Here is a 22186-nt window from a genome sequence, read left to right as displayed (position 1 = left end):
CACCGGAGCCTGGCACACCTGCCGAGACCGCGCGTGATCGTCAGTCGGTCCGCTCCGGTGCCGCGACCTCGGCCGGGCGCCGGATGAGCCGGTGGCCGAGCAGACCGAGCCAGGTGAGCAGGGCGACCACCGCCACCACCAGGTACTCGATGAGCGGGATGCGCACGATCTCGCCGAGATCGGCCAGCGAACGGCTGGAGTACACCGCGAAGGCGCTGCCGAGGTAGAGCGCCGCGAGCACCCAGCGGGTGCGGGCGGACAGGCCGAGGCCGTGCATCTGCGTGATGACGAAGACGCCGAGGAAGCCGAACAGGAACATCGGCCACATCCCGTCCGGGCCGGAGTTCATCACCGCGACCAAGGTGCCGTGCACGACCACCAGCAGTTCCAGCGCCAGCGTCCACCAGCGGGAGGTGTGCGTGCGGGTGTAGAAGAGGCTTCCCTGCAGCAGCAGGAGGAACATGTAGGCGAAGCCGATCAGGTGGCCGCTGGTGCTCTCCATCGGGTGGTACCAGAACGTGTACACCGCGGCCCAGCTGAACAGGTAGCCGTGGTACTTCCGGAAGAACCGGCCGACCTCCGCGGAGATCGGTGCCGGGCGGCCGAAGAACATGCCGCGCCGCCGGTTCTCCATGATCAGGACGACGATCAGCAGCACGATCACCGAGCCCTGCGAGCTGAAGATCGAGACGTCCTGGGCCAGCCCGTCGTAGAACAGCTGGCTCTGCACCTCGTGCAGCGCGATGAAGGCGAAGTTGCCGGCCAGTGCGACGACGTTGACCGGGTGCAGCCCGTCCGCGTAGTGCCGGACGCGTCGCTGCGCGTAGTGGATGAGGCCCCAGGAGAACAGCTGGTGGGCGAGGTATCCGAGCCACGCCGTCGCCCTGGTCCAGAACGTGGGTTCGGGGAGTTTCCAGTAGTACCAGGAGGCGCCCTGATCCGGGAGCAGTTCGACGTCGAGCCACCGGCCGCCCAGCCAGACGCCGGCGGTGAGCAGCAGGCACACCGGGATTCCCCAGCCGAGCACGCTGCGCGGATTGTTCAGCACGCTGAACATCGTAATTGATCAGCATGCTGAACAATTGGTCCGGTGCGGCGGAGGAGCTGGGGCGGGGTGGGAGAATGAGCCATGCCCAGCAGGAAGCGCGCAGTGCTGCCGGTCGCCGGCGAGCCGGAGGAGGACGTGGCGTCGTGGCCGACCGGCCGGCTGCTCTCGGTCGCGGCGCGACTCGTCGAGTCCCGGTTCGACGACGTCCTCGCCGGACACGACCTGACCCACGCCGGGCTCATCGTCCTGCACCACCTCCAGGCCCAGCCGCGCACCCAGCGGGAGCTGGCGGTGCTGTGCCGCGTCACCGACCAGACGATGAGCCGCACCACCGAGCGCTTGGAGCGGACCGGCCTGGTCACCCGCGGCGTCGACCCGGACGACCGCAGGCGGACCATCGCGCAGATCACCGACGCGGGACGCCGGACCCTGGCCGAGGCGCGGCGGGAGGAGCGCGAATCCCAGCTGCTGCTGGGCGTGGTCGACGACTACGAGCACTTCCGCGCGCAGCTGCTCAAGATCGTCCGTCACGGCTCCGAGGGCTGAGCGCCCAGAGCCCGGGCCGCGACGGTGCGGAGCGGGAGCCCGAGCGCGGTCGCGGCCGCCACCACGTCGTCGTGCTCGGGTTTGGTGCGCCACGGTCCGTGCTTCAGGCGGATCTCGTGGCCTTCCACGGTGACCGTCGTGGTGCGGCGGGGGAGCGCCACCCGGTCGACCGGGTGACGGCGGATGCCGAGACTGCCGGTCTCGGCGAGCACGAGCTCGGTCAGCTCCGGTTCCCTCTCCGGGCGGCACAGGACGTGCAGCACGTGGGCGGGGCGGGACTTCTTCGCCGTCGCCGGGGTGATCCACGCATCAGCCGCACCGGCCAGCAGCGCGCGGTCGATGACGTGGCCGAGCAGCTCGCCGGTCACATCGTCCACATTGCACTCCAGGGCCACCAGCGGCTCGGCCGCGGCGTTCAGCGGCGCGCCGAGGGTCGCGGAAAGCACGTTGGGCCGCTGGGAGAACCGCCGGTTCCCGGCACCGTACGCGGTGTCCTGCACGATCATCGCCGGAGGTGGGGTGAACCTGGTCCCGGCCGCTCGCAGCAGTGCGGCGCCGGTCGGTGTCACCGCCTCACCGGGCAGATCGGTGCCGACGATCGCCGCGCCGCGCAGCAGCTGCAACGTCGCCGGAGCCGGAGCGGGGAGCACGCCGTGCGCGCAGCGAACGGTGCCGCTGCCGAGCGCCAGCGGTGCGGAATGCACTGCTGTGACGCCCAGAGCGTGCAGTGCGGCGGCCACTCCCACGGTGTCCACGACGGTGTCCAGTCCGCCGATCTCGTGCAGGTGCACTTCGTCGGGGTGCTGGCCGTGCAGCGCGCCTTCCACCTCGGCGATCGCGCGGACAGCCGAGGCGGCCAGTTCCGCGACCGGCTCCGGCCGGGCTCGCCGCACCCGGGCGAGCAGTTCCGAGGCGTGCCGTTCGGTGCTCGTGTCGTCGACCTCGACCACGGCCTTGGTCGCCGCGATCCCGTCGACCTGGACCTGCTCGGCGCGCAACCGCCAGCCCGCGAGCCCCGTCGAGTCGATCGCGGCGCGGACCTCGTCGATCGGCGCGCCCAGCCCGAGCAGCGCGCCCAGCAGCATGTCACCGGATGCGCCGGTGACCGGGTTGAGCCAGAGGATCATCGAAGTCCTGCCGCGGTGTGGGCGAGCCGGTGCGCGGCCATCGCCGCCCCGAACCCGGAGTCGATGTTGACCACCGTCAGCCCGGCCGCGCACGAGGTCAGCATGGCCAGCAGCGCCGTCACGCCCTCCAGCGCCGCGCCGTAGCCGGTCGAGGTGGGCACGGCGATCACCGGGCAGGCCACCAGGCCGCCGACCGCGCTGGCCAGGGCGCCTTCCATGCCGGCCACCACGATCACCGCGTCCGCCCGCGCCAGGTCCTCGCGCGCCGCCAGCAGCCGGTGGATGCCGGCGACTCCGACGTCGCGCACGACGTGGGTGGTCAGGCCGATCGCGGTGCAGACCGCTTCGGCTTCGGCGGCGACGGGCCAGTCCGCGGTGCCCGCGGTCGCGATGCACACCCGGAACGGCCGGGGCTGCGCAGGCCGCCACACCAGCAGGCGCGCGGTCTCGTCGTAGTCGCCGCCGGGCACGCGGACCTGCGCGGCGGTGTCGGCGTCGAGCCGCGTCACCAGCACCGGGCCGGTGCTGCGGGCGAGCAGCTCGGTGACGATCCCGGTGATCTCCGAGGGCTGCTTGCCCGGTGCGTAGACCACCTCGGGCAGGCCCTGCCTGGCCTCCCGGTCGGTGTCGACCCGCGCGTAGCCGAGATCGGCGAAACCGGTCATGACGCGCTCCGGACCGGCAGCAGCGGCAGCAGCGCGTTCATCCGTCCACTTCGGAACCCGCCCAGGTCCACGGCGCAGAACTGGAAACCGGCCTCGCGCACGACCCGGTCCAGCTCGGCGTGCTGGGCGGCGGCGCGCTCGATGTCGGCTTCGGGAACCTCCAGCCGGGCCACCGCGCCCTGACCGTGCGCCCGCACCCGGCACACGCCGAAACCCATTGCGTGCACCGCGGATTCCGCGCGCTCGATGCGCCCGAGGACCTCCGGCGTGACCGGATCGCCGTAGGCGACGCGGGAGGCGAGGCAGGCTGCTGCGGGCTTGTCCGCGGTGCCGAGCCCGAGTTCCCGGCTCGCCCGGCGAACGGCTTCCTTGGTCAGCCCGGCGTCGACCATCGGCGCGATCGCACCGCGCTGCGCGGCCGCCTGCTGCCCGGGGCGGTGATCGCCGAGATCGTCGAGATTGGTGCCCAGCGCGATCCGGGCGCCCATCGCCGCCGCCAGCGGCTCGACGGCGTCGAACAGCGCGGACTTGCAGTGGTAGCAGCGGTTTCCGTCGTTGGCGGCGTACTCCGGCCGCTCCGCCTCGTCGGTGCAGACCTCGACGTGCGCGAAGCCGCGGGTGCGGGCGAACTCCTTGGCCTGCCGCCGTTCCGCGGCGGCCAGGCTGGGGGAGACGGCGGTGACGGCCAGCATCCGGGCACCGAGCACCTCGTGCGCCACGGCCGCCAGCAGGGCCGAGTCGACACCTCCGGAGAACGCCACCACCATGGCGTCCTCCTCGCTGATCCGCTGCCGGAGCCGATCGAGTTCGGGCGCGCTCACGGGCTCACTCCTTCCGCGCTGAGAGCTTGACTTTGTTCTTTTGTCTTTGAAACGCCGGAGGCGTTTGGCGCACCCTCGGCGCTTGCACCGCCGCGGGTTCTCAGCGGTCGCCCGGCGAGGGAAGCTGGGCATACATCAGTCCGGGATCCCGGAGTCCAGGCGGCGCTGAGGTTCGGCCCCCGCACCGCCACGCAAATCGACCGACATGCAGTTTTCAGATGGCGGTCATGCCGCCGTCCATGACGAAAGCGCTGCCGTTGGCGAAACGGGCTCCGGCCAGGAAGACGATGCCCTCGGCGACCTCTTCCGGGGTCCCCATCCGGCCGTCGAGCTGGCGCTTCTCCATGGCCTCGCGCGCGGCACCCGGATCCGGCGCGTCGGCCAGGATCTTGCCGATCCACTCGCTGGCCACCGTTCCCGGGCAGATCGCGTTGGCCCGGATGCCGCGGTCGGCGTAGTCGACGGCGATGGAACGGGTCAGACCGATGACCCCCGCCTTGGACGCGCAGTAGGCGGCCCGGTTGCGCACGCCGACCACTCCGGCCACCGAGGAGACGTTGACGATGCAGCCGCCGCCGGCCGCCACCATCCGGGGCAGCACGATCCGGCAGGTCTCGAACAGCGCGGTGAGGTTGACGCCGAGCACGGCGTCCCAGTCCTCGCGGCTGGTCTCGGTCAGCGTCGCGGCGACCCCGATCCCGGCGATGTTGGCCAGCAGCTCCGGTGCGCCGCCGAAGTGCTGCTCAGCGCGGTCGACGGCGGCCTCGAACGCATCGGCGTCGCGCACGTCCAGCGCGACCGGCAGTGCTTCCGAGCCCGCCGCGGCGACTGCGTCCGCGGCCCGCTCGGTCCCGTCGGCGGCGATGTCGACGGCCACGATCCGGTAGCCCTCGGCGGCGAGCGCGACAGCGGTGGCGTAGCCGATGCCGGATCCCGCCCCCGTGACGATGGCCGTGCGAGCGTCGTGCAACGGACTGCCTCCTGGTGCTCCACAATGGACCGAAGGGTCGGTGCGGGCGGATCATCCGACCACTGCACTCTAGGCGGGGAGTGGACCGCGCTTCAAGGGAGAGATCGGCTGTTGACGGGCGCTGTGCGGGGCGGTAGTGCCGGACTCACCGACGTGTCGCCCGTCCGGGTGGCTCGGCCGGGATCAGGCCGGGCGCGGACCTAGTGTTCGATCCGGGACGGACCGGCGGGCGGGGAGGACCTGGTGGCGGACGACGCGGCGCGGCAGATCGCTTCGGGCTATGCGACCGGAGGAGCTGCCGTCGAACTCGGGGCGGTGGTCGTGGACGGCGCCGCCGAGGCCGGGGCGGCGGTGCGCATCCCGCTGGCCACGATGAACCGGCACGGCCTGGTGGCCGGGGCGACCGGCACCGGCAAGACCAAGACGCTGCAGCTGCTCGCCGAGCAGCTCAGCGAGGCGGGCGTGCCGGTGCTGCTCGCCGACGTCAAGGGCGACCTCTCCGGGCTGGCCGCGGCGGGCGAGGGCGGGGAGAAGGTGGCCGAGCGCGCCGCCCAGGTCGGCGACGACTGGCGGCCCACCGCCTGCCCCGTGCAGTTCTGGTCGCTGGGCACCGGCGGGCGCGGCGTGCCGATCCGCGCGACCATCACCGGCTTCGGGCCGCTGCTGCTGGCCAAGGTGCTCGGCCTGAACCCGACGCAGGAGTCGACGCTGGGCCTGATCTTCCACTGGGCCGACCAGCGCGGCCTGGCGCTGCTGGACCTCAAGGACCTGCGCGCGGTCATCCAGTACTTGACCAGCGACGAGGGCAAGGCGGAGCTGACCGGCATCGGCGGGGTCTCGGCGGCCACCGCCGGGGTGATCCTGCGCGCGCTGTCGAACCTGGAAGCGCGCGGCGGGGCCGATTTCTTCGGCGAACCGGAGCTCGCGGTCGCAGACCTGTTCCGGCAGGTCGACGGCAAGGGCGTGGTGAACGTGCTGGAGCTGGACGACGTGCAGGCCGACCCGGTGCTGTTCTCCACGTTCCTGATGTGGCTGCTGGCCGAGCTCTTCGAGGAGCTGCCCGAAGCAGGCGACCTCGACCGCCCGAAGCTGGTGTTCTTCTTCGACGAGGCGCACCTGCTGTTCTCCGGTGCGTCCAAGGCGTTCCTGGAGCGCATCGAGCAGACGGTGAAGCTGATCCGCTCCAAGGCGGTCGGCGTCTTCTTCTGCACGCAGCTGCCCACCGATCTGCCCAACGCGGTGCTCTCGCAGCTCGGCGCCCGCGTCCAGCACGCGATCCGCGCGTTCACCCCGGACGACCAGAAGGCCTTGAGCCGCACGGTCAAGACGTTCCCGACCACCGGGCACTACCGGCTCGACGAGGCGCTGACCTCGCTGGGCACCGGCGAGGCGATCGTGACGGTGCTCTCCGAGACCGGCGCTCCGACACCGGTGGCCTGGACCAGGTTGCGGGCTCCGCGGTCGCTGATGGGCACGATCGGGGAGGAAGCTGTGCGGTCGAGCGCGGCCTCCTCGCCGTTGTGCGGCAAGTACCAGCAGACCATCGACCGCGAATCCGCCTACGAGCGCCTGGCGAGCAAGGTCGCCGCTGCGCCGACGCCGGAACCGGAGGAAGCCGCGCCGGACAAGCCCGGGATCTTCCAGCAGGCGATGGACAACCCGGCGGTCCGGTCGTTCTTCCGGTCGGCGGCCGGCGCTCTCGGGCGGGAGATCACGAGGGGCTTGTTCGGCAATCGGCGCCGGTGACCGCCACCCGTCGATGGCGGTCACCGGCGCCGATCAGTGATCGCGGTGGGTCATCAGGTGGGCCAGGGCGCTGAGCTGCTCGGCCGGTCGAGCGGCGAGATCGGCGCGGTGCAGGTCGGCCAGCGCCGAGTTGAGCAGGTCGTCGGTCTGGTTCTGGCTCCAGCTGCGCCCGCCCGCCAGGGCGATCAGCTCGGCGGACTGGGCCAGGTCGCTGCCGGACAGCGGCTGGTCGTGGAGGTAGACGGCGGCCAGCCGCTGCCCGGCCGGCGTGCCGGAGGTCAGCGCGGAGACCACCGGCAGGGTCTTCTTGCGGGTGCGCAGGTCGGAGAACACCGGTTTGCCGGTGATCGCCGGGTCGCCCCAGATCCCCAGCAGGTCGTCGACGTGCTGGAACGCCAGCCCGAGCCGTTCGCCGAAGCTGCGCAGCCGCGCGATCTGCTCGGTCTTGCCACCGCCGAACATCGCCCCGAGCGCGCACGCGCAGCCCAGCAGCGCGCCGGTCTTGTCCCGGGCCATCCGCTGGCACTCGGCCAGGTCCACGCTGCGGCGGTCCTCGAAGGACAGATCGGCGACCTGCCCGTTGATCAGGTTCAGCACCGTCGTGCTCAGCGCCCGCACGGCGTCGGCGGCTTCGGGATGTCGGCACGCGCCGAGCACGTCGGAGGCCAGGGACAGCAGCGCATCGCCGGCCAGGATCGCCGGGCCGCTGCCGAACACCGTCCACGCGGTGGGCCGGTGCCGCCGCGTGACGTCACCGTCCATCACGTCGTCGTGCAGCAGCGAGAAGTTGTGCACCAGCTCGACGGCGACGGCGGCCGGGACGGCCTCCGCGGGATCGCCGCCGACGGCGCTGGCGGTGAGCAGCACCATCGCCGGGCGCAGCGCCTTGCCGCGATCGGCGCGCACCGGGTTGCCGTGCTCGTCCCACCAGCCGAAGTGGTACCCGGCGACCTGCTGCATCCGGGTGGGCAACCGGTCGACCGCGGCCCGCAGCGCGGGCTCGACCATGGTGCGACTGCGGGTCAGCGCCTCGTAAGCAGCGCCCGCGCGGCGGGCGTCCTGCTGCATGGTGGTGGTCACTGGTCCGCCTCCGGTCCCGCCTCTCCGCGTCTTTCAGTGGTGGTCGTGTTTGACGTCGTTCTCGCGTTTGGCGGTTTCTTGTGGCTGGGTTGCATCACGGTCCCCTGATGAGGTGCGGTTGGGCAGGACTCCGGTCGACACGAGGGGCGTCAACCGATTTCGTGTTCGAAGTGGTGGCGGGAGCCCGGCGACGGGCCCGTGACGCCGAATTCGGGGGTCGTGAGCGCACAGCACGGCTGCGCGCTCACGACGAGTCGCGACCGACCAGGTCAGCGGTTGATCTCGACGTGTTCGAGGACGCCGAGGGCATCCGGGACCAGCACCGCCGCCGAGAAGTAGGTGCTGACCAGGTAGGAGATCACCGCCTGGTCGTTGATTCCCATGAACCGCGCGGAAACCCCGGGCTGCTGCTCGTCGGGCAGGCCGGTCTGCTGCAGGCCGATCACTCCGCTGTCGTCCTCGCCGACGCGCATGCACAGGATCGAGCTGGTGCCGTTCTCGCTGACCGGGATCTTGTCGCTGGGCAGGATCGGCACGCCTCGCCACGCGTGCACCTGGCGGCCCTGCACCTCGGTGGTCTCCGGGTAGACCCCGCGCCTGGTGCACTCGCGCCCGAAGGCGGCGATGGTGCGCGGGTGGGCCAGGAAGAACTTCGACTTGCGCCGGCGGGCGAGCAGCTCGTCCAGGTCGTCGGGGGTGGGTGGGCCGGTGCGGGTGTGGATGCGCTGGCGGAGGTCGGCGTTGTGGAGCAGGCCGAAGTCGCGGTTGTTGATCAGTTCGTGCTCTTGTCGTTCGCGCAGTGCTTCGATGGTGAGCCGGAGTTGTTGTTCGGTCTGGTTCATGGGCTGGTTGTAGAGGTCTGCGACGCGGCTGTGCACCCGCAGCACCGTCTGCGCCACGCTCAGCTCGTACTCGCGGGGTTCGAGCTCGTAGTCCACGTAGGTCGCGGGCAGCGTCGGTTCGCCGGAATGCCCGGCGGCGAGCGCGATCTCGGCCTCGCCGTGCTTGTTGTGCACCGGCGTCGGCTGCCCCCGGGTCGCCGCGATGTGCGCCCGCAGCTGGTCGAACCGGAGGTTGACGGCCTGCAGCGCGCGGCTGGTCAGCACGAGCGCGGTGCACGGCGTGACCGCCTTGTAGGTGTGCTGCCAGGTGTCGTCCTCGCCGAGCAGCGCGTTCGCGCCGAAGAACTCGCCGTCGGCCAGGACGGTCAGCACCGCTTCGTCGCCGTACTCGGTGGTGCCGACCTTGCTCACCTTGCCGTGGGCGATGAGCACGACCTGCTCGGCGGCCTGACCGGCCCGCGCGATGACCTGGCCGGGCTCGTACTCCTGCTGGATGAACCGGTCGGCGAGCGCGCCCAGCGCGGTGTCGTCGTCGAACCCGCGCAGCAGCGGGAGCTCGCGCAGTTCCTGCGGGATCACGCGCACGTCGGCGCCGGTGTTGGTGAAGGTGATCCGGCCGTCGCCGAGGGCGTAGGTCAGGCGGCGGTTGACCCGGTAGGTGCCGGCGCCGACGTCGACCCACGGCAGCATCCGCACCAGCCAGCGCGATGTGGTGCCCTGCATCTGCGGGACGGACTTGGTCGTCGTCGACAGCTGCCGGGCTGCCGCGGTGCCCAGGCTCAACGGGGACGGTTCGTCGGCTCTGGTCTCGGGTTCGGTCACGATGTCCACTGCTCCTAGCTGATCGGTGCTGCGGGTGGCAGAGCTCCGGAACCGCTCACGCCCGGCCGAGTTCGACGTGCTCCAGCACGCCGACCGCGTCGGGCACCAGCACGGCCGCCGAGTAATAGGCGCTGACCAGGTAGGAGATCACGGCCTGGTCGTTGATCCCCATGAAGCGGACGGAGAGGCCGGGCCGGTACTCGTCGGGGATGCCGGTCTGGTGCAGCCCGACGACGCCCTGGTTCTGCTCACCGGCGCGCACCAGCAGCACGGAGCTGGTGCGGGTGTCGCTGACCTGGATCTTGTTGCAGGGCAGGATCGGCACACCACGCCAGGACGGCACCTGGTGGCCCTGCAGGTCGATGCTGTGCGGGTAGATGCCGCGCTTGCTGCACTCCTGCCCGAAGGCGGCGATGGTGCGCGGGTGGGCCAGGAAGAACCCGGGTTCCTTCCACACCAGCGTCAGCAGCTCGTCGAAGTCGTCGGGGGTGGGTGGGCCGGTGCGGGTGTGGATGCGCTGGCGGAGGTCGGCGTTGTGGAGCAGGCCGAAGTCGCGGTTGTTGATCAGTTCGTGCTCTTGTCGTTCGCGCAGTGCTTCGATGGTGAGCCGGAGTTGTTGTTCGGTCTGGTTCATGGGCTGGTTGTAGAGGTCTGCGACGCGGCTGTGCACCCGCAGCACCGTCTGCGCCACGCTCAGCTCGTACTCGCGGGGTTCGAGCTCGTAGTCCACATAGGTCCCCGACAGCTGCGGTTCGCCCGCGTGGCCCGAGGCGATCTCGATCTCGGCCTCGCCGTGCGGGTTGTGCTTGCGCTTCGGCTGGGCCAGCGTCTGCCGGACGTGCTCGCGCAGCGGTTCCGAGTGGCCGTTCATCTCCTGGAAGGCCTGCTGCCGCAAGGTGAGCACGGTGCAGCGGGTGACCGCCTGGTAGGTGGAGTTCCAGGAGGTCGCGTCGGCGCCGAGCACGTGCGCGCCGAAGAACTCGCCGTCGGCCAGCACGCCGAGCACGGTCTGGTCGCCGTACTCGCCGGTGCCGATCTTGTTGATCTTGCCGTGCGCGATGAGCACGACCTGGTCGGCGGGCTGGCCCGCGGTGGCGATCACCTGGCCCGGCTCGTACTCCTGCTGCACGAACCGGTCGGCCAGCGCGCCGAGGACGTTGTCGTCGTCGAACCCGCGCAGCAGCGGCAGCTCCCGCAGCTCCTGCGGGATCACGCGCACGTCGGCGCCGGTGTTGGTGAAGGTGACCCGCCCGTCGCCCAGGGTGTAGCTCAGCCGGCGGTTGACCCGGTAGGTGCCGCCCGCTGCCTGCACCCAGGGCAGCATCTTGAGCAGCCAGCGCGAGGTGATGCCCTGCATCTGCGGTTCGGACTTGGTCGTGGTCGCCAGGTTACGGGCCGCCGCCGTGCTCAGGCTCAACTGCGGTTCAACGCTGCCGCCGGTGTTGAGCGGTTCGGTCCCAGTCACGCCAATACCACCAATCATCTAGCCCGTCGAAAGTGTCGTCCGAATTGCGCTGAGGAATGGTTTGACCAGAATGCGGAATGGATGGAATGAAATGGCTCGCTCGTTGTCGGGCCACTGCCTTCCGCGCTGCCGACGGCGACATTAGCACTGCTGATCTCGGCCGTACAGTCACCCGAAAGTGCTGCTCATTTCGGTAAAGTTCGAGGTGGCGAGCTGGTTTTGGGTCAGCTGGATCGCGGCTTGCGCAAAACGCTGCGTAATCGTCATTGGCAATGGTGTCCGGCAATTCAGCGGTCTTCCACCTGCTTGCGCTAGGCCATTTCGGTGATCTTGGAATATTCCGGGGGCATACTGCTCTGAATGGGTGATCAACTCCGCTGCGGTAGATTCCACGAATCGGACTATCTGTGCTCCGTCCAATTCGGAGTACTGTTCGGCCGCGGAGGAACTGCGTTCTTCGCGGTGTTTCCTTCAGAATTTCTGAAATCGTGTCGAGCGGGTTGCAATGCCCGCTCTCGTGCATCAGGAGGCGGGCGAGCGTGTGCGCAAGCGCCATCCGGTCTGTGCAGATCGAGTGGGAGGCGATGTCGTCGTGAAGTGGAACCTGCGGTTGGTCGCGGCCCAGCGTGGTATCTGGAAGGCCGCCGAGCTGCAACGACTGCTCGCCGAACACGGTCTGGTGGTCTCGGCCGGGAAGATGTCGGGGCTGTGGTCGAAGACGCCGGCCAGCCTGAAGCTGTCCGATCTGGACATCATCTGCGCCGCGCTGGGCTGCCAGGTCGGCGAGCTGCTGGTGCCCGAACCCGTGCTCTCGCGCGGCGAGGCCGCGCTCCGGAGCGCCGAATGAACATCTACCTGCAGGGCACCGTCTGGGTCCTGAGCGCGTCGGTGGTCGCGGCGCTGGTCGGCTACCTGGTGCGCCGGATCGGGCAGGACGAGGGCAGACCGAGCAACAACGACGCGGCGGGGCAGGTGTTCACCATCGTCAGCGGCTTGCAGGCGGTGGTGCTGGCCTTCGTGCTGGTCACGCTGTTCGACACCGTGACCGATGCCAGGGAAGGGGCCTACCGGGAGGCGCAGAGCCTGGTCTCGGTCGCCTGGGCGGTGGACTCGCTGCCCGAGCCGGCCGGTGACGAGGTCCGCGAGCTCGGCGCCGGGTACCTGCGCACGGTGGTGGACCAGGAGTGGCCGGTCATGCAGCGCGGCGGCGAGGTGGCCGGGCGGGGCTGGGCGCAGCTGGACCGGATCCGCGAGGTGGTGCTGAACGCCCCGGCCGAGGGCGAGTTCGAGGAGGGCCGCAAGACCGAGGCCAGCGCGCAGCTCGGCAAGGTCTACGAGGAGCGGCACGAGCGGCTGACCAGGGCGTTCGATCGCGGCGTGGTGGCGGTGGTGTGGTTCGTGCTGATCCTGGGCAGCGTGGTGTGCGTCCTGCTGCCGAACCTCTTCGGCGGAACCCGGCTGTTCCCGCACATCGTGCTGGTCTCCACGCTGGCCGGTGCGCTGGCGCTGCTGCTGTTCGCGATCTTCCAGCTGCAGAACCCGTTCAGCGGCGGTTCGCGGATCGGTCCGGAGGCCTTCACCTGGGCGCTCGAACGGCTCGGTCGAAGTTGATGCGGTGGTGCGCGGCGGCCATCGCCCTGGTGCTGCTGGCCTCGGCCACCTGGGTGGTGACCGCGGCCGCGTCCTCGGTGTGCTCGGTGCTGCAGGTCCGCGACCGCGGCGGCCTCTCGACCCTGCACCGCGTGGACTTCCCCGGCGCGACCAGCACGAAGCTGGCCGCGCCGGGCTACCGGTTGAACGCACTCGGGTACTCGAAGTCGCAGGGCCTGGTGTACGCGATGGCCTCGCGCGGGCCCTCCGGCCCGTTCCCGGTCGGCGGGCGCGCGGTGGCGATCGCGGCGGACGGGCAGACCCGGGAGCTGGGGCCCGTCCGCGCCGGGCGCGAGGGTTCCCGGTGGCACCCGCTGCGCGCGCCCTCGGCCGGGACGGTGTCCGGAAATCGCTGGTACCTGGTGGAGAAGGGCTACCTGTACGTGGTGGACGTCGAGCCCGGGAGCCGGACCTTCCTGGAAGTGCTGTCGATGACCGGTGTCGAAGGGCTGGGCCGGTTGTCGTCGTTCGACGACTTCGACGTGGATCCGGTCGACGGGGAGCTCTACAGCGTCACCGCCACCAGCACCGGCGCAGTGGCCCTGGTGCGCTTGGACCGCGGCAGCGGGCAGGTGTCGAAAGTGGCCGATGTGCCCGGACTTCCGCCGCTCAGCTACGGATCAGTGGTGATCGGGCCCGACCGCGAGCTCTACGTCACGGCGAACGAGTCGGGCGGGATGTACCGGGTGGGCCGGGACGGTTCGGTGCGCGAGCTGGCCGCCGTCCTCCCGATGGCGAGCTCCGATGCGGCGGGCTGCCTGGCGGGGGAGCGCCCACCGGTTCCGCCGCCTTCGACCGCTCCGCCACCGTCGAGCGCTTCGCCGACCGTCCCGCCATCGACGATCCCGCCTTCGCCCGCACCGCCGACGACCGCGCCAACGACGGCGCCGCCGTCGGATCCGCCGTCGCGGACGCCGGTTCCGGAGCCCAGTCCGACGCCGGAGCCGACGCCGATTTCTCCGCCGTCACCGGGCGATTTCGCCCCGCCTGCGGAGGAGCCCGATGTGGAGGCTTCTGGGCACAGCACCGAGGAGAAGCGGCGGTGGGTGCTGGCCGTGCTGGTGCTGGTGCTCGGCGGCAGCGCCGCGGTGCGGCGGCTGTCGCGATGACCGGGGTGGTCTTGGCAACACAAGTTACCGATGAGTAGCATCCGTGGCATGACCACCGAAACCGCTGCCGCGGATTCCTTCGACGTCGGCGCCTTCCTGACCCAGTCGGTGCCGATGGTGCGCACGCTCAACCTGGAGTACGTCGAGACCACGCCGGAGCGGGCCGTGCTCCGCCTGCCGGACCAGGCGGAATTCCACAACCACGTGGGCGGCCCGCACGCCGGTGCGATGTTCACCCTCGCCGAATCCGCCAGCGGCGCCATCGTGATCGCGGCGTTCGGCGACCAGCTCAGCCGCGCGGTGCCGCTGGCCGTCCGCTCCGAGATCGACTTCAAGAAGCTCGCCATGGGTGCGGTGACCGCCACGGCGGTGCTGGGCCGCCCGATCGCCGACGTGCTGGCCGAGCTGGACGCCGGGGAGCGCCCGGAGTTCCCGGTCCAGGTGAGCATCCAGCGCGCGGACGGTGCGGTCACCGGCGAGATGTCGATCATCTGGACGTTGCGCCCCAACGGCTGACCACCGGCTCCCGCGGCGGTTCCACTGTGGATGGACCGTCGCGGGCGCAGCTGCGATTTCCTCGCAGTTGCAGCGTTGTCGCACGCCTGGTCGCGGGCCTATGGTTCGGATGTCGCCGAATCCGAGGAGTCCGGATGTGGCCGAAGCGGGCGAGAACAGGGCACGGGCACGGGCACGGGTGGGCGCGGTTGAAGCACGCCGTGACGCCGCACAGCCATGACTCCGTCGAATCCGTCGACCGCGCGCTGACGGCCAGCCGGAAGGGCATGCGGGCGCTGTGGATCTCCTTCGGCGTCCTGGCCGTCACTGCGGTCGGGCAAGCCGTACTGGTCGCCTTCACCGGCTCGGTCGCCCTGCTCGGCGACACGCTGCACAACTTCGCCGACGCGCTGACCGCGATCCCGCTCGCCATCGCCTTCCTGCTCGCCCGACGCGCGGCGACGCGCCGCTTCACCTACGGGCTCGGCCGCGCCGAAGACCTGGCCGGGCTGATCATCCTGCTCGTGATCGCCGCATCCGCCGCGATGGCGGCGTGGGAGTCGGTGCAGCGGCTGGTCGCGCCGCAGCGCGTCGAGCACATCGCCTGGGTGGCGGCGGCCGGGCTGCTCGGCTTCGCGGGCAACGAGCTGGTCGCGCGCTACCGCATCCGCATCGGCCGGGAGATCGGCTCGGCCGCGCTGGTGGCCGACGGACTGCACGCGCGGGCCGACGGTTTCACCAGCCTGGCCGTGCTCGGCTCCGCGGCCGGCGCGGTGCTGGGCTGGTGGTGGGCCGATCCCGTCGTCGGGCTGCTGATCACCGGCGCGATCCTCGTGGTGCTGTGGGGTTCGGCGAAGGAAGTCCTCGCGAGGGTGCTCGACGCCGTGGATCCCGGTCTGGTCGTGCGCGCCGAGCAGGAGCTGGCCGGCACTCCGGGCGTGCGGGGCCTCGGTGATCTGCGGCTGCGCTGGGTCGGCCACTCCCTGCGCGCCGAAGTGGAGCTGGAGGTCGATCCGCGGCTCAGCCTCGCCGAGGCCCACCGCATCGCGCACGAGGCCGAGCACCGCCTCTGGCACGCGCTGCCGCGACTGGGCGGCGCGCTGGTCCACGCCCACCCGTCGGGCCCGCAGGAAGCGCACGAGCTCGTCGCGCACCACCGCTGACCGGGCCCGGAGCCAATAGGCAAGCAGCTGCTTGCGTGCAAGTGAATGCTTGCCTATGGTGGATCGGGTGAGCGACGTGTTCAGAGCGCTGGCGGACCCCACTCGGCGGGCGATCCTCGACGAACTGGCCGATCATGACGGCCAGACCCTGTTCGAGATCTGCGGTCGGCTGACCGGCAAGCACGGGCTGGGGTCGTCCCGCCAGGCCATCTCGCAGCACATCGAGGTGCTGGTGGAGGCAGGACTGGTCGAGACCCGGCGGGACGGTCGTTACAAGTTCCACCACCTGAACACCGGTCCGCTGGAACACCTGACCGACCGGTGGCTCGGGCCAGACGCGGAGGAGACCCCTTGAAGATCTACGTGACCAGCGTCTTCGTCGACGATCAGCGCAAGGCGCAGAAGTTCTACACCGAGGTGCTCGGCTTCCAGGTGAAGCGCGACATCCCGCTCGGCGAGGCCAGCTGGCTGACGCTGGTCTCGCCGGAGGCCCCGGAGGGCACCGAGCTGCTCCTCGAGCCCGACGGCCACCCCGCGGTCAAGCCGTACAAGACCGCCCTGGTCAACGACGGCATCCCGGCCACGTCGTTCCAGGTGGACGACGTCCGGGCGGAGTTCGAGCGGCTCTCCGCCCGGGGCGTGCGCTTCACCCAGGAACCGACCGAGATGGGCGACGTGACCACGGCGGTCTTCGACGACACCTGCGGGAACCTGATCCAGATCGTGCAGATGTGACCCCGCGGCGGGCGCCGCGGAGCGGCGGCGCCCGCCTGCGGAAGCGGTCGCGGTGCGTGAGACTTGTGGTCCGCGTTGCGTCGTCCCGGGGCCCGGACCCCGGCCGCAGGGAGGCCTCGATGGTCCACCTCACCCGAGCCCGCACGGCCGCGCTGGGCGGCATCGGACTGGCCGGCGGCGTGCTGGCCCTGATCGCCGGGTGCGTGCCCGGTGGAGAAGAACCCGCGGGCAGCGGAGTCGGAACCCCGCCACCGCCGGCGACCGCACCGGCCGTCACCGGCGGCGCCATCGTCGTGCGGACCCAGCCGGTGCCCGGCCTCGGCGCGGTGCTCACCGGCCCGGACGGCCGCGCGGTCTACCTGTTCGACCAGGACGGCGACGCCGAGCCCACCTGCCTCGACGGCTGCGCGCGCGACTGGCCGCCGCTGACCACGAACGACCCGCCGGTGGCCGGCCCGGAGGTGAACCAGGAACTGCTCACCACGGTCCGGCGCCCGGACGGCGGCAACCAGGTCGTCTACAACGGACACCCGCTGTACTACTACATCGGCGACGACGTCCCCGGCCAGGCCAACGGAAACGGCGTCCGCTCCGGCGGCGGCTACTGGTACGCCCTGTCGCCCGCGGGAAACCGGTTCTAGGCCGCCAACGACGGGGCGTGACCGGGGGAAGGGCGACCTGCGCCGACCCGAGCCGTGCAACGGCGTGCGGCCGGTCGGTGCGGCCCTTGTGTAACGCCGGAGTGCGTTCAGCGATTTGAACCTTGCTCACCACTGGAATCGTGGAAGGAAACGATGTGGGCAAGGCCAAAGCATGGGGCGGTGTGATCGGATTCGTCCTGGTCGTCGGCGCCTGCAACTCGGTGTCGGGTAACAGCGACGACACGACCACCCCGAGCAGCACCCCCGCAGCGCAGGACGCCACTGCGATTGCGATACCGCCGTCGGCCGCACCCATGACGACAGCCCCGGCTGCGCGATTCGAGTGCCGCAGCGTGGACACCGTCTATGACGGGGACCGCACGTGTCACCCGGGTGGAGAGCAGGTGATCGTCACGCGGGCGATCGATGGCGACACCGTGGAGCTGGCCGACGGCCGCCGCATCCGCCTGCTGGGCGTGGACGCCCCTGAAGCCGACACGTGCGCAGGCCCTGGCGCCACCGAGTTCACGCGTTCCAAGGTCCAGGGCCGAGCGGTGATGCTGCACAAGGAACCCGGTGTGGATCTGGATCCGTACGGTCGCACCCTGGCGTACCTGCAGTTCGGGCCGTACTTCGCCACCGACCTCGGCAATGAGCTGGTGCTGGAAGGATGGGCCACGCCGTACGAGGGCGGTCAGGCCAACACCACCTACATGGACAACATCAGGTCCTCGCACGGAATCGCGGAGTACCGGCCGAACGGAATCTACGCGCATCCCTGCGGTAGTCCCAAGGTCTACGGCGACGATGACGGCGACGGAACCCCCGACTACGACGACCACGTGAACGTGGACGCGCCGAACTTGCCGGACGGCTCGCTGACCGGCGGCTACTGCGCCCGCAAGTGGTGGTGCTGAACCGCCACCAGGGCCGGCTGGGCCCGGACCGCGTGCGGCCCCGAGCACCGGTCGCACCGGTGGTGTTCTCCTCGACTCATGCCCTTGCGCGACGAAGGTCACCTGCCGCCAACGCGCTGGCGAGAGGTGTCCTCCGTCGGACTCGGTGCATCAGATGCGTTCGAAGACCGCGGCGAGGCCTTGGCCACCGCCGATGCACATCGTCTCCAGGCCGTAGCGGGCTCCTCGGCGGTGCATCTCGCGGGAGAGCGTCGCCAGGATGCGGGCACCGGTGGCGCCGATCGGGTGGCCCAGGGAGATGCCGGAGCCGTTGACGTTGAGGCGCTCGAAGTCGGCGGGCTTGAACTCCCACTCCCGCGTGCAGGCCAGCACCTGCGCCGCGAACGCCTCGTTGAGCTCGATCAGGTCGACGTCGGCGAGGGTGATCCCGGCGCGCTGCAGCGCTTTCGCGGACGCCGGGACCGGACCGATGCCCATCGTGCGCGGCGGCACGCCCGCCCGCGCCCACGACACCAGCCGGACCAGCGGCCGCAGGCCCAGTTCCGCGGCGCGCTCCGGCGTCGTCACGATGCAGATCGCCGCCGCGTCGTTCTGGCCGCTGGCGTTGCCCGCGGTCACCGTCGCTTCCGGATCCGCCTTGCCCAGCACCGGCTTCAGCGCGGCCAAGGAGTCCACAGTGGTCTCCGGTCGCGGGTGCTCGTCGACCTCGACCACGGTGTCGCCCTTGCGGGAGCGCACCGTCACCGGCACGATCTCGTCGGCGAAGAGCCCGGCGCTCTGGGCGGCAGCGGCGCGCTGCTGCGAGCGGACCGCCAGCTCGTCCTGCTCGGTGCGGGGGATCGAGTACTCGCGGCGCAGGTTCTCGGCGGTCTCCAGCATCCCGCCGGGCACCGGGAAGTTCGCGCCGCCCGCGGTGACCCGGCCGCGGGCCAGCGAGTCGTGCAGCTCCAGGCCGCTGCCGCGGATGCCCCACCGGGCCTCGGTGGTGTAGAAAGGCGCGCTGCTCATGCTCTCCGCGCCGCCGGCCAGCACGACATCGCTGACGCCGGTCTGCACCTGCATCGCGGCGTCGAGGACGGCCTGCAGCCCGGAGCCGCAGCGGCGGTCCAGCTGGGTGCCGCCGACCTCGACGGGCAGCCCGGCGTCCAGCGCCGCCACCCGGCCGATCGCCGGGGCGTCGGAGGTGGGATAGCCCTGGCCGAGGATCACCTCGTCGATCGCCGCGGCGTCCAGCCCGGTGCGCGCCAGCAGCGCCCTGATCACCGTCGAGGCCAGGTCGACCGCCGGTACGGTCTTGAACACCCCGCCGAACCGGCCGATCGGGGTCCGCAGCGGTTCGCAGATCACCGCTTCGCGCATCGCTTGCTCCTTCGATTGCAGCCCGGCGGCCGTTCCGCCGCCGTTTTTCGTTCGTAGCACAGCGCCGTTGCGCTCCGGAACACGCGGCGATTATGTTCGATCGGATATCACTGGCCGGGCAATTCAGTATTGGACGGTCTTGGCGTGCCGTGCGAAGGTGCGTCGAGGGCAACCTTTCGGGAGGTCGACCATGCAGTGGGCGGAGCAGGTCAACGCGGTGCGGGTGATCGGCACCGGGGTGATGGGGCGCGGCATCGCGCAGATCGCCGCGGCGGCCGGCCTGACCGTGGAGCTCGCCGACGCGCGGACCGAGGCGGTGACCACCGCGGTCGCCGAGATCGGCCGGATGTTCGACAAGCTGGCGGGCAAGGGGAGGATGACCGCCGAGCAGGCGGCGGCCGCGCGCGACCGGCTGCGCCCGGTGGACAGCCCGCTGGCGCCCACCGAGTGCGACCTGGTCGTGGAGGCCGTCCGCGAGGACCTGGCCACCAAGCGCGAGCTGTTCGCCGAGCTGGAGAAGATCTGCCCGCCGTCCACCGTGTTCGCCACCAACACCAGCTCGCTGCAGGTCACCTCCATCGCCACCGCGCTGGGCGATCCGAGCAGGCTCGCCGGGCTGCACTTCTTCAACCCGGTGCCGCTGATGCGGCTGGTGGAGGTCATCCCCGGCGCCCGGACCGCGGAGTGGATCCCCGACGCGCTGCTGGCGCTGGTGCGACGCCTGGGCCACACGCCGGTGCGCGCCACCGACACGCCCGGCTTCCTGGTCAACCACGCCGGCCGCGGACTGGTCACCGAAGCGCTGCAGATCCTCTCCGAGGGCGTGGCGAGCACCTCGGACGTCGACCGGATCTGCCGCGACGTGCTCGGCCTGCGGATGGGCCCGTTCGAGCTGATGGACCTGACCGGGCTGGACGTCACCCACCCGGCGATGGAGAGCATCTGGACCGGCTACTACGGCGACCCGAGGCTGCGCCCGTCGCCGATCACCCGCACCCGCCTGGAGGCCGGGCTGCTCGGCCGCAAGACCGGTGAGGGCTTCTACAGCTACGCCGACGGAGTCAAGCAGGAGGCGCCCGAGCCGCAGGCGCCGGAGGCCGTTTCGCGCCCGGTCTGGTCGGACAGCGCGGACCTGCTCGACGCGCTGGCCGCGGCGGGCGTCGAGGTCGAGCGGTCGCCGGAGCCCTCCGACGACGCGGTCGTGCTGGTCACCCCGCACGGCCACAGCGCCGCCACCGCCGCGCGGTCCGCGGGTCTGCCGGTGGCGCGGGTGTGCGGCGTCGACCCGCTGAGCACCGAGGCCCGCTGGACGTTGTCGGTGCACCCGGCCTGCGACGTGGAGTTCGCACGATCGGCCTGGGCCGCGCTGGCCGCGACCGGCCGCGCCGTGACGGTGGTGCGCGACAGCCCGGGCATGGTCGCGCAGCGGATCCTCGCCGCGATCGTCAACACCAGCTGCTTCATCGCCGAGCAGCGCCTGGCCGAGCCCGCCGACATCGACACCGCGGTGCGGATCGCGCTGGGCTACCCGCGCGGTCCCCTGGAGTGGGGGCAGCAGGTCGGGCCGCGCCGGGTGCTGTCGATCCTGCGCGCCCTGCACTCGGCCACCGGCGACCCGCGCTACCGCCCCAGCCGCTGGCTGGTCGAGCGCGCCGAGCTCGGTCTGGAGCTCACCGCAACCGGCACCACGCCGCAGGACCTGCTCACCTGACGAACCGGGCACCCGGAACGGGGGGCCGTGAGTGTTTTGGGGTGCCATAGCGCCCCAAAACACTCACGGGACCTCGCCCGCGGGCAGCAACGCCGAGAACCAAGAGGAACACCGTGGACTTCGAACTGACCGACACCCAGACCGCGTTCAAGGAGATGGCGGCGCAGTTCGTCGACGCCGAGATCGTGCCGCACGTGCGCGAGTGGGACCGCCGCGAGGAGGTCGACCTGGCGATCGTGCGCAAGCTCGGCGAACTCGGCTTCCTCGGCCTGACGCTGCCCGAGGAGCACGGCGGCGTCGAGGCCGACATGATCAGCTACGCGCTGGTGATCGAGGAGCTCGGGCGCGGCGACTCCTCCGTGCGCGGCATCGTGTCGGTGTCGCTGGGACTGGTGGCCAAGTCCATCGCCGGTCACGGCACCGAGGAGCAGAAGCAGCACTGGTTGCCGCAGTTGGCCGGTGGTGAGGCGCTCGGGTGCTTCGCGCTGACCGAACCAGACGCGGGCTCCGACCCGGGTTCGCTGACCACCCGCGCGCGCCGCGACGGCGAGGACTGGGTGATCACCGGGCAGAAGATGTTCATCACCAACGGGACCTGGGCGAAGGTGGCCCTGCTGTTCGCGCGCACCAGCGACGACGGCGGCCGGGGCATCACCGCCTTCCTGGTGCCCACCGATTCGCCCGGCTTCACCGCCAACACCGTGCACGGCAAGCTCGGCCTGCGCGGCCAGGCCACCGCGGAGCTGGTGCTCGACGAGGTGCGGGTGCCGGATTCGGCGCGCCTCGGCGAGGTCGGCAAGGGGCTGGGCATCGCGCTGGGCGCGCTGACCAAGGGCCGGATCTCGGTCGCGGCGGGCGCGGTCGGGGTGGCGCAGGCGGCGCTGAGCGCGGCGACCCGCTATGCGGGCGAGCGGGTGCAGTTCGGCAAGCCGATCGCCTCCCGCCAGCTGGTGCAGGAGCTGCTGGCCGATTCCGCGGTGGAGGTCGAGGCGGCGCGGCTGCTGACGCTGCGCGCGGCGGCGCTGGCCGATCGCGGGGTGTCGCGCCAGGAGCTGACCACCGCGTCGTCGATGGCGAAGCTGCACGCGAGCGAGACCGCGGTCCGCGTCGCCAACAACGCGCTGCAGGTCTTCGGCGGGTACGGCTTCATCGACGAGTACCCGGTCGGCAAGTACCTCCGCGACGCGCGGGTGCTGACCCTCTACGAGGGCACCAGCCAGGTGCAGAAGCTGATCATCGGCAGGTCGCTGACCGGCGTCGACGCCCTGACCTGA

Annotated in this window: 23 protein-coding genes; 13 read left to right on the top strand and 10 right to left on the bottom strand. The window is 71.2% G+C overall.

Translation table 11 applies throughout. From position 1 onward, the window contains the following. Window positions 1-40: 40 nt before the first annotated feature. Complete coding sequence (locus tag C4T78_RS02485; protein ID WP_218161467.1) at window positions 41-1048, bottom strand: hypothetical protein; 1008 nt, start codon at window positions 1046-1048, stop codon at window positions 41-43. An 81-nt stretch (window positions 1049-1129) separates the two neighbouring features. On the opposite strand from C4T78_RS02485, the gene C4T78_RS02480 reads away from it, so the two are divergent. After that, a complete protein-coding gene (locus C4T78_RS02480) occupies window positions 1130-1594 on the top strand; it encodes a MarR family winged helix-turn-helix transcriptional regulator (RefSeq protein ID WP_093347702.1) in 465 nt (154 codons plus the stop codon). Here C4T78_RS02480 and larC read toward each other — a convergent pair. The 4 genes from larC to C4T78_RS02460 all read right to left on the bottom strand — a co-directional run bounded on the left by larC (window position 1576) and on the right by C4T78_RS02460 (window position 5177). Next, entirely contained in the window at window positions 1576-2721 is a 1146-nt protein-coding gene (larC, locus tag C4T78_RS02475; RefSeq protein WP_093347706.1) for a nickel pincer cofactor biosynthesis protein LarC, read from the bottom strand. The genes C4T78_RS02480 and larC overlap by 19 nt on opposite strands. Next, window positions 2718-3386, bottom strand: coding sequence for a nickel pincer cofactor biosynthesis protein LarB (larB, locus tag C4T78_RS02470; protein WP_093347709.1), 669 nt, complete (start codon window positions 3384-3386; stop codon window positions 2718-2720). The genes larC and larB overlap by 4 nt, the downstream gene beginning before the upstream one ends. Further along, window positions 3383-4207: an ATP-dependent sacrificial sulfur transferase LarE gene (larE, locus tag C4T78_RS02465; RefSeq protein WP_235863078.1), complete on the bottom strand. Its 825-nt coding sequence runs from the start codon at window positions 4205-4207 to the stop codon at window positions 3383-3385. Before larE ends, larB begins: the two co-directional genes overlap by 4 nt. A 214-nt stretch (window positions 4208-4421) precedes the next feature. Continuing rightward, complete coding sequence (locus C4T78_RS02460; RefSeq protein WP_093347712.1) at window positions 4422-5177, bottom strand: SDR family NAD(P)-dependent oxidoreductase; 756 nt, start codon at window positions 5175-5177, stop codon at window positions 4422-4424. 243 nt (window positions 5178-5420) lie between these two features. Here C4T78_RS02460 and C4T78_RS02455 point away from each other — a divergent pair, with 243 nt between their 5' ends. Next, the gene (locus C4T78_RS02455; RefSeq protein WP_235863079.1) at window positions 5421-6923 is read left to right on the top strand and encodes a helicase HerA-like domain-containing protein; all 1503 of its coding nucleotides are present in this window, start codon (window positions 5421-5423) and stop codon (window positions 6921-6923) included. Between the two features lie 33 nt (window positions 6924-6956). On the opposite strand, the gene C4T78_RS02450 is transcribed toward C4T78_RS02455, so the two are convergent. The 4 genes from C4T78_RS02450 to C4T78_RS35920 all read right to left on the bottom strand — a co-directional run bounded on the left by C4T78_RS02450 (window position 6957) and on the right by C4T78_RS35920 (window position 11525). Continuing rightward, a complete protein-coding gene (locus C4T78_RS02450) occupies window positions 6957-7991 on the bottom strand; it encodes a family 2 encapsulin nanocompartment cargo protein polyprenyl transferase (protein ID WP_093348578.1) in 1035 nt (344 codons plus the stop codon). A 281-nt stretch (window positions 7992-8272) separates the two neighbouring features. Next, window positions 8273-9667, bottom strand: a complete 1395-nt coding sequence (locus C4T78_RS02445) for a family 2B encapsulin nanocompartment shell protein (RefSeq protein ID WP_235863080.1) — start codon at window positions 9665-9667, stop codon at window positions 8273-8275. Between the two features lie 55 nt (window positions 9668-9722). Then, window positions 9723-11132 carry a family 2B encapsulin nanocompartment shell protein gene (locus C4T78_RS02440; RefSeq protein ID WP_258958313.1) on the bottom strand — a complete coding sequence of 470 codons (1410 nt, stop codon included), beginning with the start codon at window positions 11130-11132 and terminating at the stop codon, window positions 9723-9725. 168 nt (window positions 11133-11300) lie between these two features. Beyond that, window positions 11301-11525 carry a hypothetical protein gene (locus C4T78_RS35920; protein WP_146075827.1) on the bottom strand — a complete coding sequence of 75 codons (225 nt, stop codon included), beginning with the start codon at window positions 11523-11525 and terminating at the stop codon, window positions 11301-11303. Window positions 11526-11724: 199 nt separating this feature from the next. On the opposite strand from C4T78_RS35920, the gene C4T78_RS02435 reads away from it, so the two are divergent. From C4T78_RS02435 to C4T78_RS02395, 9 genes are all read left to right on the top strand, one after another. Then, window positions 11725-11979, top strand: a complete 255-nt coding sequence (locus tag C4T78_RS02435) for a helix-turn-helix domain-containing protein (protein WP_093146310.1) — start codon at window positions 11725-11727, stop codon at window positions 11977-11979. After that, window positions 11976-12743 carry a bestrophin-like domain gene (locus tag C4T78_RS02430; RefSeq protein WP_093347715.1) on the top strand — a complete coding sequence of 256 codons (768 nt, stop codon included), beginning with the start codon at window positions 11976-11978 and terminating at the stop codon, window positions 12741-12743. Before C4T78_RS02435 ends, C4T78_RS02430 begins: the two co-directional genes overlap by 4 nt. After that, complete coding sequence (locus C4T78_RS02425; protein WP_093347716.1) at window positions 12743-13891, top strand: DUF6923 family protein; 1149 nt, start codon at window positions 12743-12745, stop codon at window positions 13889-13891. The genes C4T78_RS02430 and C4T78_RS02425 overlap by 1 nt, the downstream gene beginning before the upstream one ends. Before the next feature lie 48 nt (window positions 13892-13939). After that, entirely contained in the window at window positions 13940-14407 is a 468-nt protein-coding gene (locus tag C4T78_RS02420) for a DUF4442 domain-containing protein (RefSeq protein WP_093347717.1), read from the top strand. A 134-nt stretch (window positions 14408-14541) separates the two neighbouring features. Continuing rightward, a complete protein-coding gene (locus tag C4T78_RS02415; protein ID WP_093347720.1) occupies window positions 14542-15549 on the top strand; it encodes a cation diffusion facilitator family transporter in 1008 nt (335 codons plus the stop codon). Between the two features lie 55 nt (window positions 15550-15604). Then, window positions 15605-15904 carry an ArsR/SmtB family transcription factor gene (locus C4T78_RS02410; RefSeq protein ID WP_093146315.1) on the top strand — a complete coding sequence of 100 codons (300 nt, stop codon included), beginning with the start codon at window positions 15605-15607 and terminating at the stop codon, window positions 15902-15904. Continuing rightward, window positions 15901-16284 (top strand): VOC family protein, encoded by a 384-nt coding sequence (locus tag C4T78_RS02405; RefSeq protein ID WP_093347723.1) that lies wholly within the window; start codon window positions 15901-15903, stop codon window positions 16282-16284. Before C4T78_RS02410 ends, C4T78_RS02405 begins: the two co-directional genes overlap by 4 nt. Before the next feature lie 119 nt (window positions 16285-16403). Next, complete coding sequence (locus C4T78_RS02400) at window positions 16404-16925, top strand: COG4315 family predicted lipoprotein (protein WP_093347725.1); 522 nt, start codon at window positions 16404-16406, stop codon at window positions 16923-16925. 155 nt (window positions 16926-17080) lie between these two features. Further along, window positions 17081-17842 (top strand): thermonuclease family protein, encoded by a 762-nt coding sequence (locus tag C4T78_RS02395; protein WP_093347728.1) that lies wholly within the window; start codon window positions 17081-17083, stop codon window positions 17840-17842. A 150-nt stretch (window positions 17843-17992) separates the two neighbouring features. Here C4T78_RS02395 and C4T78_RS02390 read toward each other — a convergent pair whose 3' ends face one another. Then, on the bottom strand, window positions 17993-19201 hold the full coding sequence (locus C4T78_RS02390) for an acetyl-CoA C-acetyltransferase (protein ID WP_093347730.1): 1209 nt from the start codon (window positions 19199-19201) through the stop codon (window positions 17993-17995). Window positions 19202-19391: 190 nt separating this feature from the next. On the opposite strand from C4T78_RS02390, the gene C4T78_RS02385 reads away from it, so the two are divergent. Next, window positions 19392-20912, top strand: a complete 1521-nt coding sequence (locus C4T78_RS02385) for a 3-hydroxyacyl-CoA dehydrogenase (protein ID WP_093347733.1) — start codon at window positions 19392-19394, stop codon at window positions 20910-20912. Window positions 20913-21025: 113 nt separating this feature from the next. Beyond that, a complete protein-coding gene (locus tag C4T78_RS02380; RefSeq protein ID WP_093347736.1) occupies window positions 21026-22186 on the top strand; it encodes an acyl-CoA dehydrogenase family protein in 1161 nt (386 codons plus the stop codon).

It is taken from the genome of Saccharopolyspora kobensis, from assembly GCF_900108315.1.
GTDB lineage: Bacteria > Actinomycetota > Actinomycetes > Mycobacteriales > Pseudonocardiaceae > Saccharopolyspora > Saccharopolyspora kobensis.
This window is presented reverse-complemented; position numbering and strand designations above follow the sequence as displayed.

Excerpts from the sequence above, each read along its gene's own strand:
- C4T78_RS02480 (WP_093347702.1), top strand. The coding sequence starts at position 1,130 with ATGCCCAGCAGGAAGCGCGCAGTGCTGCCGGTCGCCGGCGAGCCGGAG.
- larC (WP_093347706.1), bottom strand. The coding sequence starts at position 2,721 with ATGATCCTCTGGCTCAACCCGGTCACCGGCGCATCCGGTGACATGCTG.
- larB (WP_093347709.1), bottom strand. The coding sequence starts at position 3,386 with ATGACCGGTTTCGCCGATCTCGGCTACGCGCGGGTCGACACCGACCGG.
- C4T78_RS02450 (WP_093348578.1), bottom strand. The coding sequence starts at position 7,991 with ATGCAGCAGGACGCCCGCCGCGCGGGCGCTGCTTACGAGGCGCTGACC.
- C4T78_RS02430 (WP_093347715.1), top strand. The coding sequence starts at position 11,976 with ATGAACATCTACCTGCAGGGCACCGTCTGGGTCCTGAGCGCGTCGGTG.
- C4T78_RS02425 (WP_093347716.1), top strand. The coding sequence starts at position 12,743 with ATGCGGTGGTGCGCGGCGGCCATCGCCCTGGTGCTGCTGGCCTCGGCC.
- C4T78_RS02420 (WP_093347717.1), top strand. The coding sequence starts at position 13,940 with ATGACCACCGAAACCGCTGCCGCGGATTCCTTCGACGTCGGCGCCTTC.
- C4T78_RS02415 (WP_093347720.1), top strand. The coding sequence starts at position 14,542 with ATGTGGCCGAAGCGGGCGAGAACAGGGCACGGGCACGGGCACGGGTGG.
- C4T78_RS02410 (WP_093146315.1), top strand. The coding sequence starts at position 15,605 with ATGGTGGATCGGGTGAGCGACGTGTTCAGAGCGCTGGCGGACCCCACT.
- C4T78_RS02400 (WP_093347725.1), top strand. The coding sequence starts at position 16,404 with ATGGTCCACCTCACCCGAGCCCGCACGGCCGCGCTGGGCGGCATCGGA.
- C4T78_RS02390 (WP_093347730.1), bottom strand. The coding sequence starts at position 19,201 with ATGCGCGAAGCGGTGATCTGCGAACCGCTGCGGACCCCGATCGGCCGG.
- C4T78_RS02385 (WP_093347733.1), top strand. The coding sequence starts at position 19,392 with ATGCAGTGGGCGGAGCAGGTCAACGCGGTGCGGGTGATCGGCACCGGG.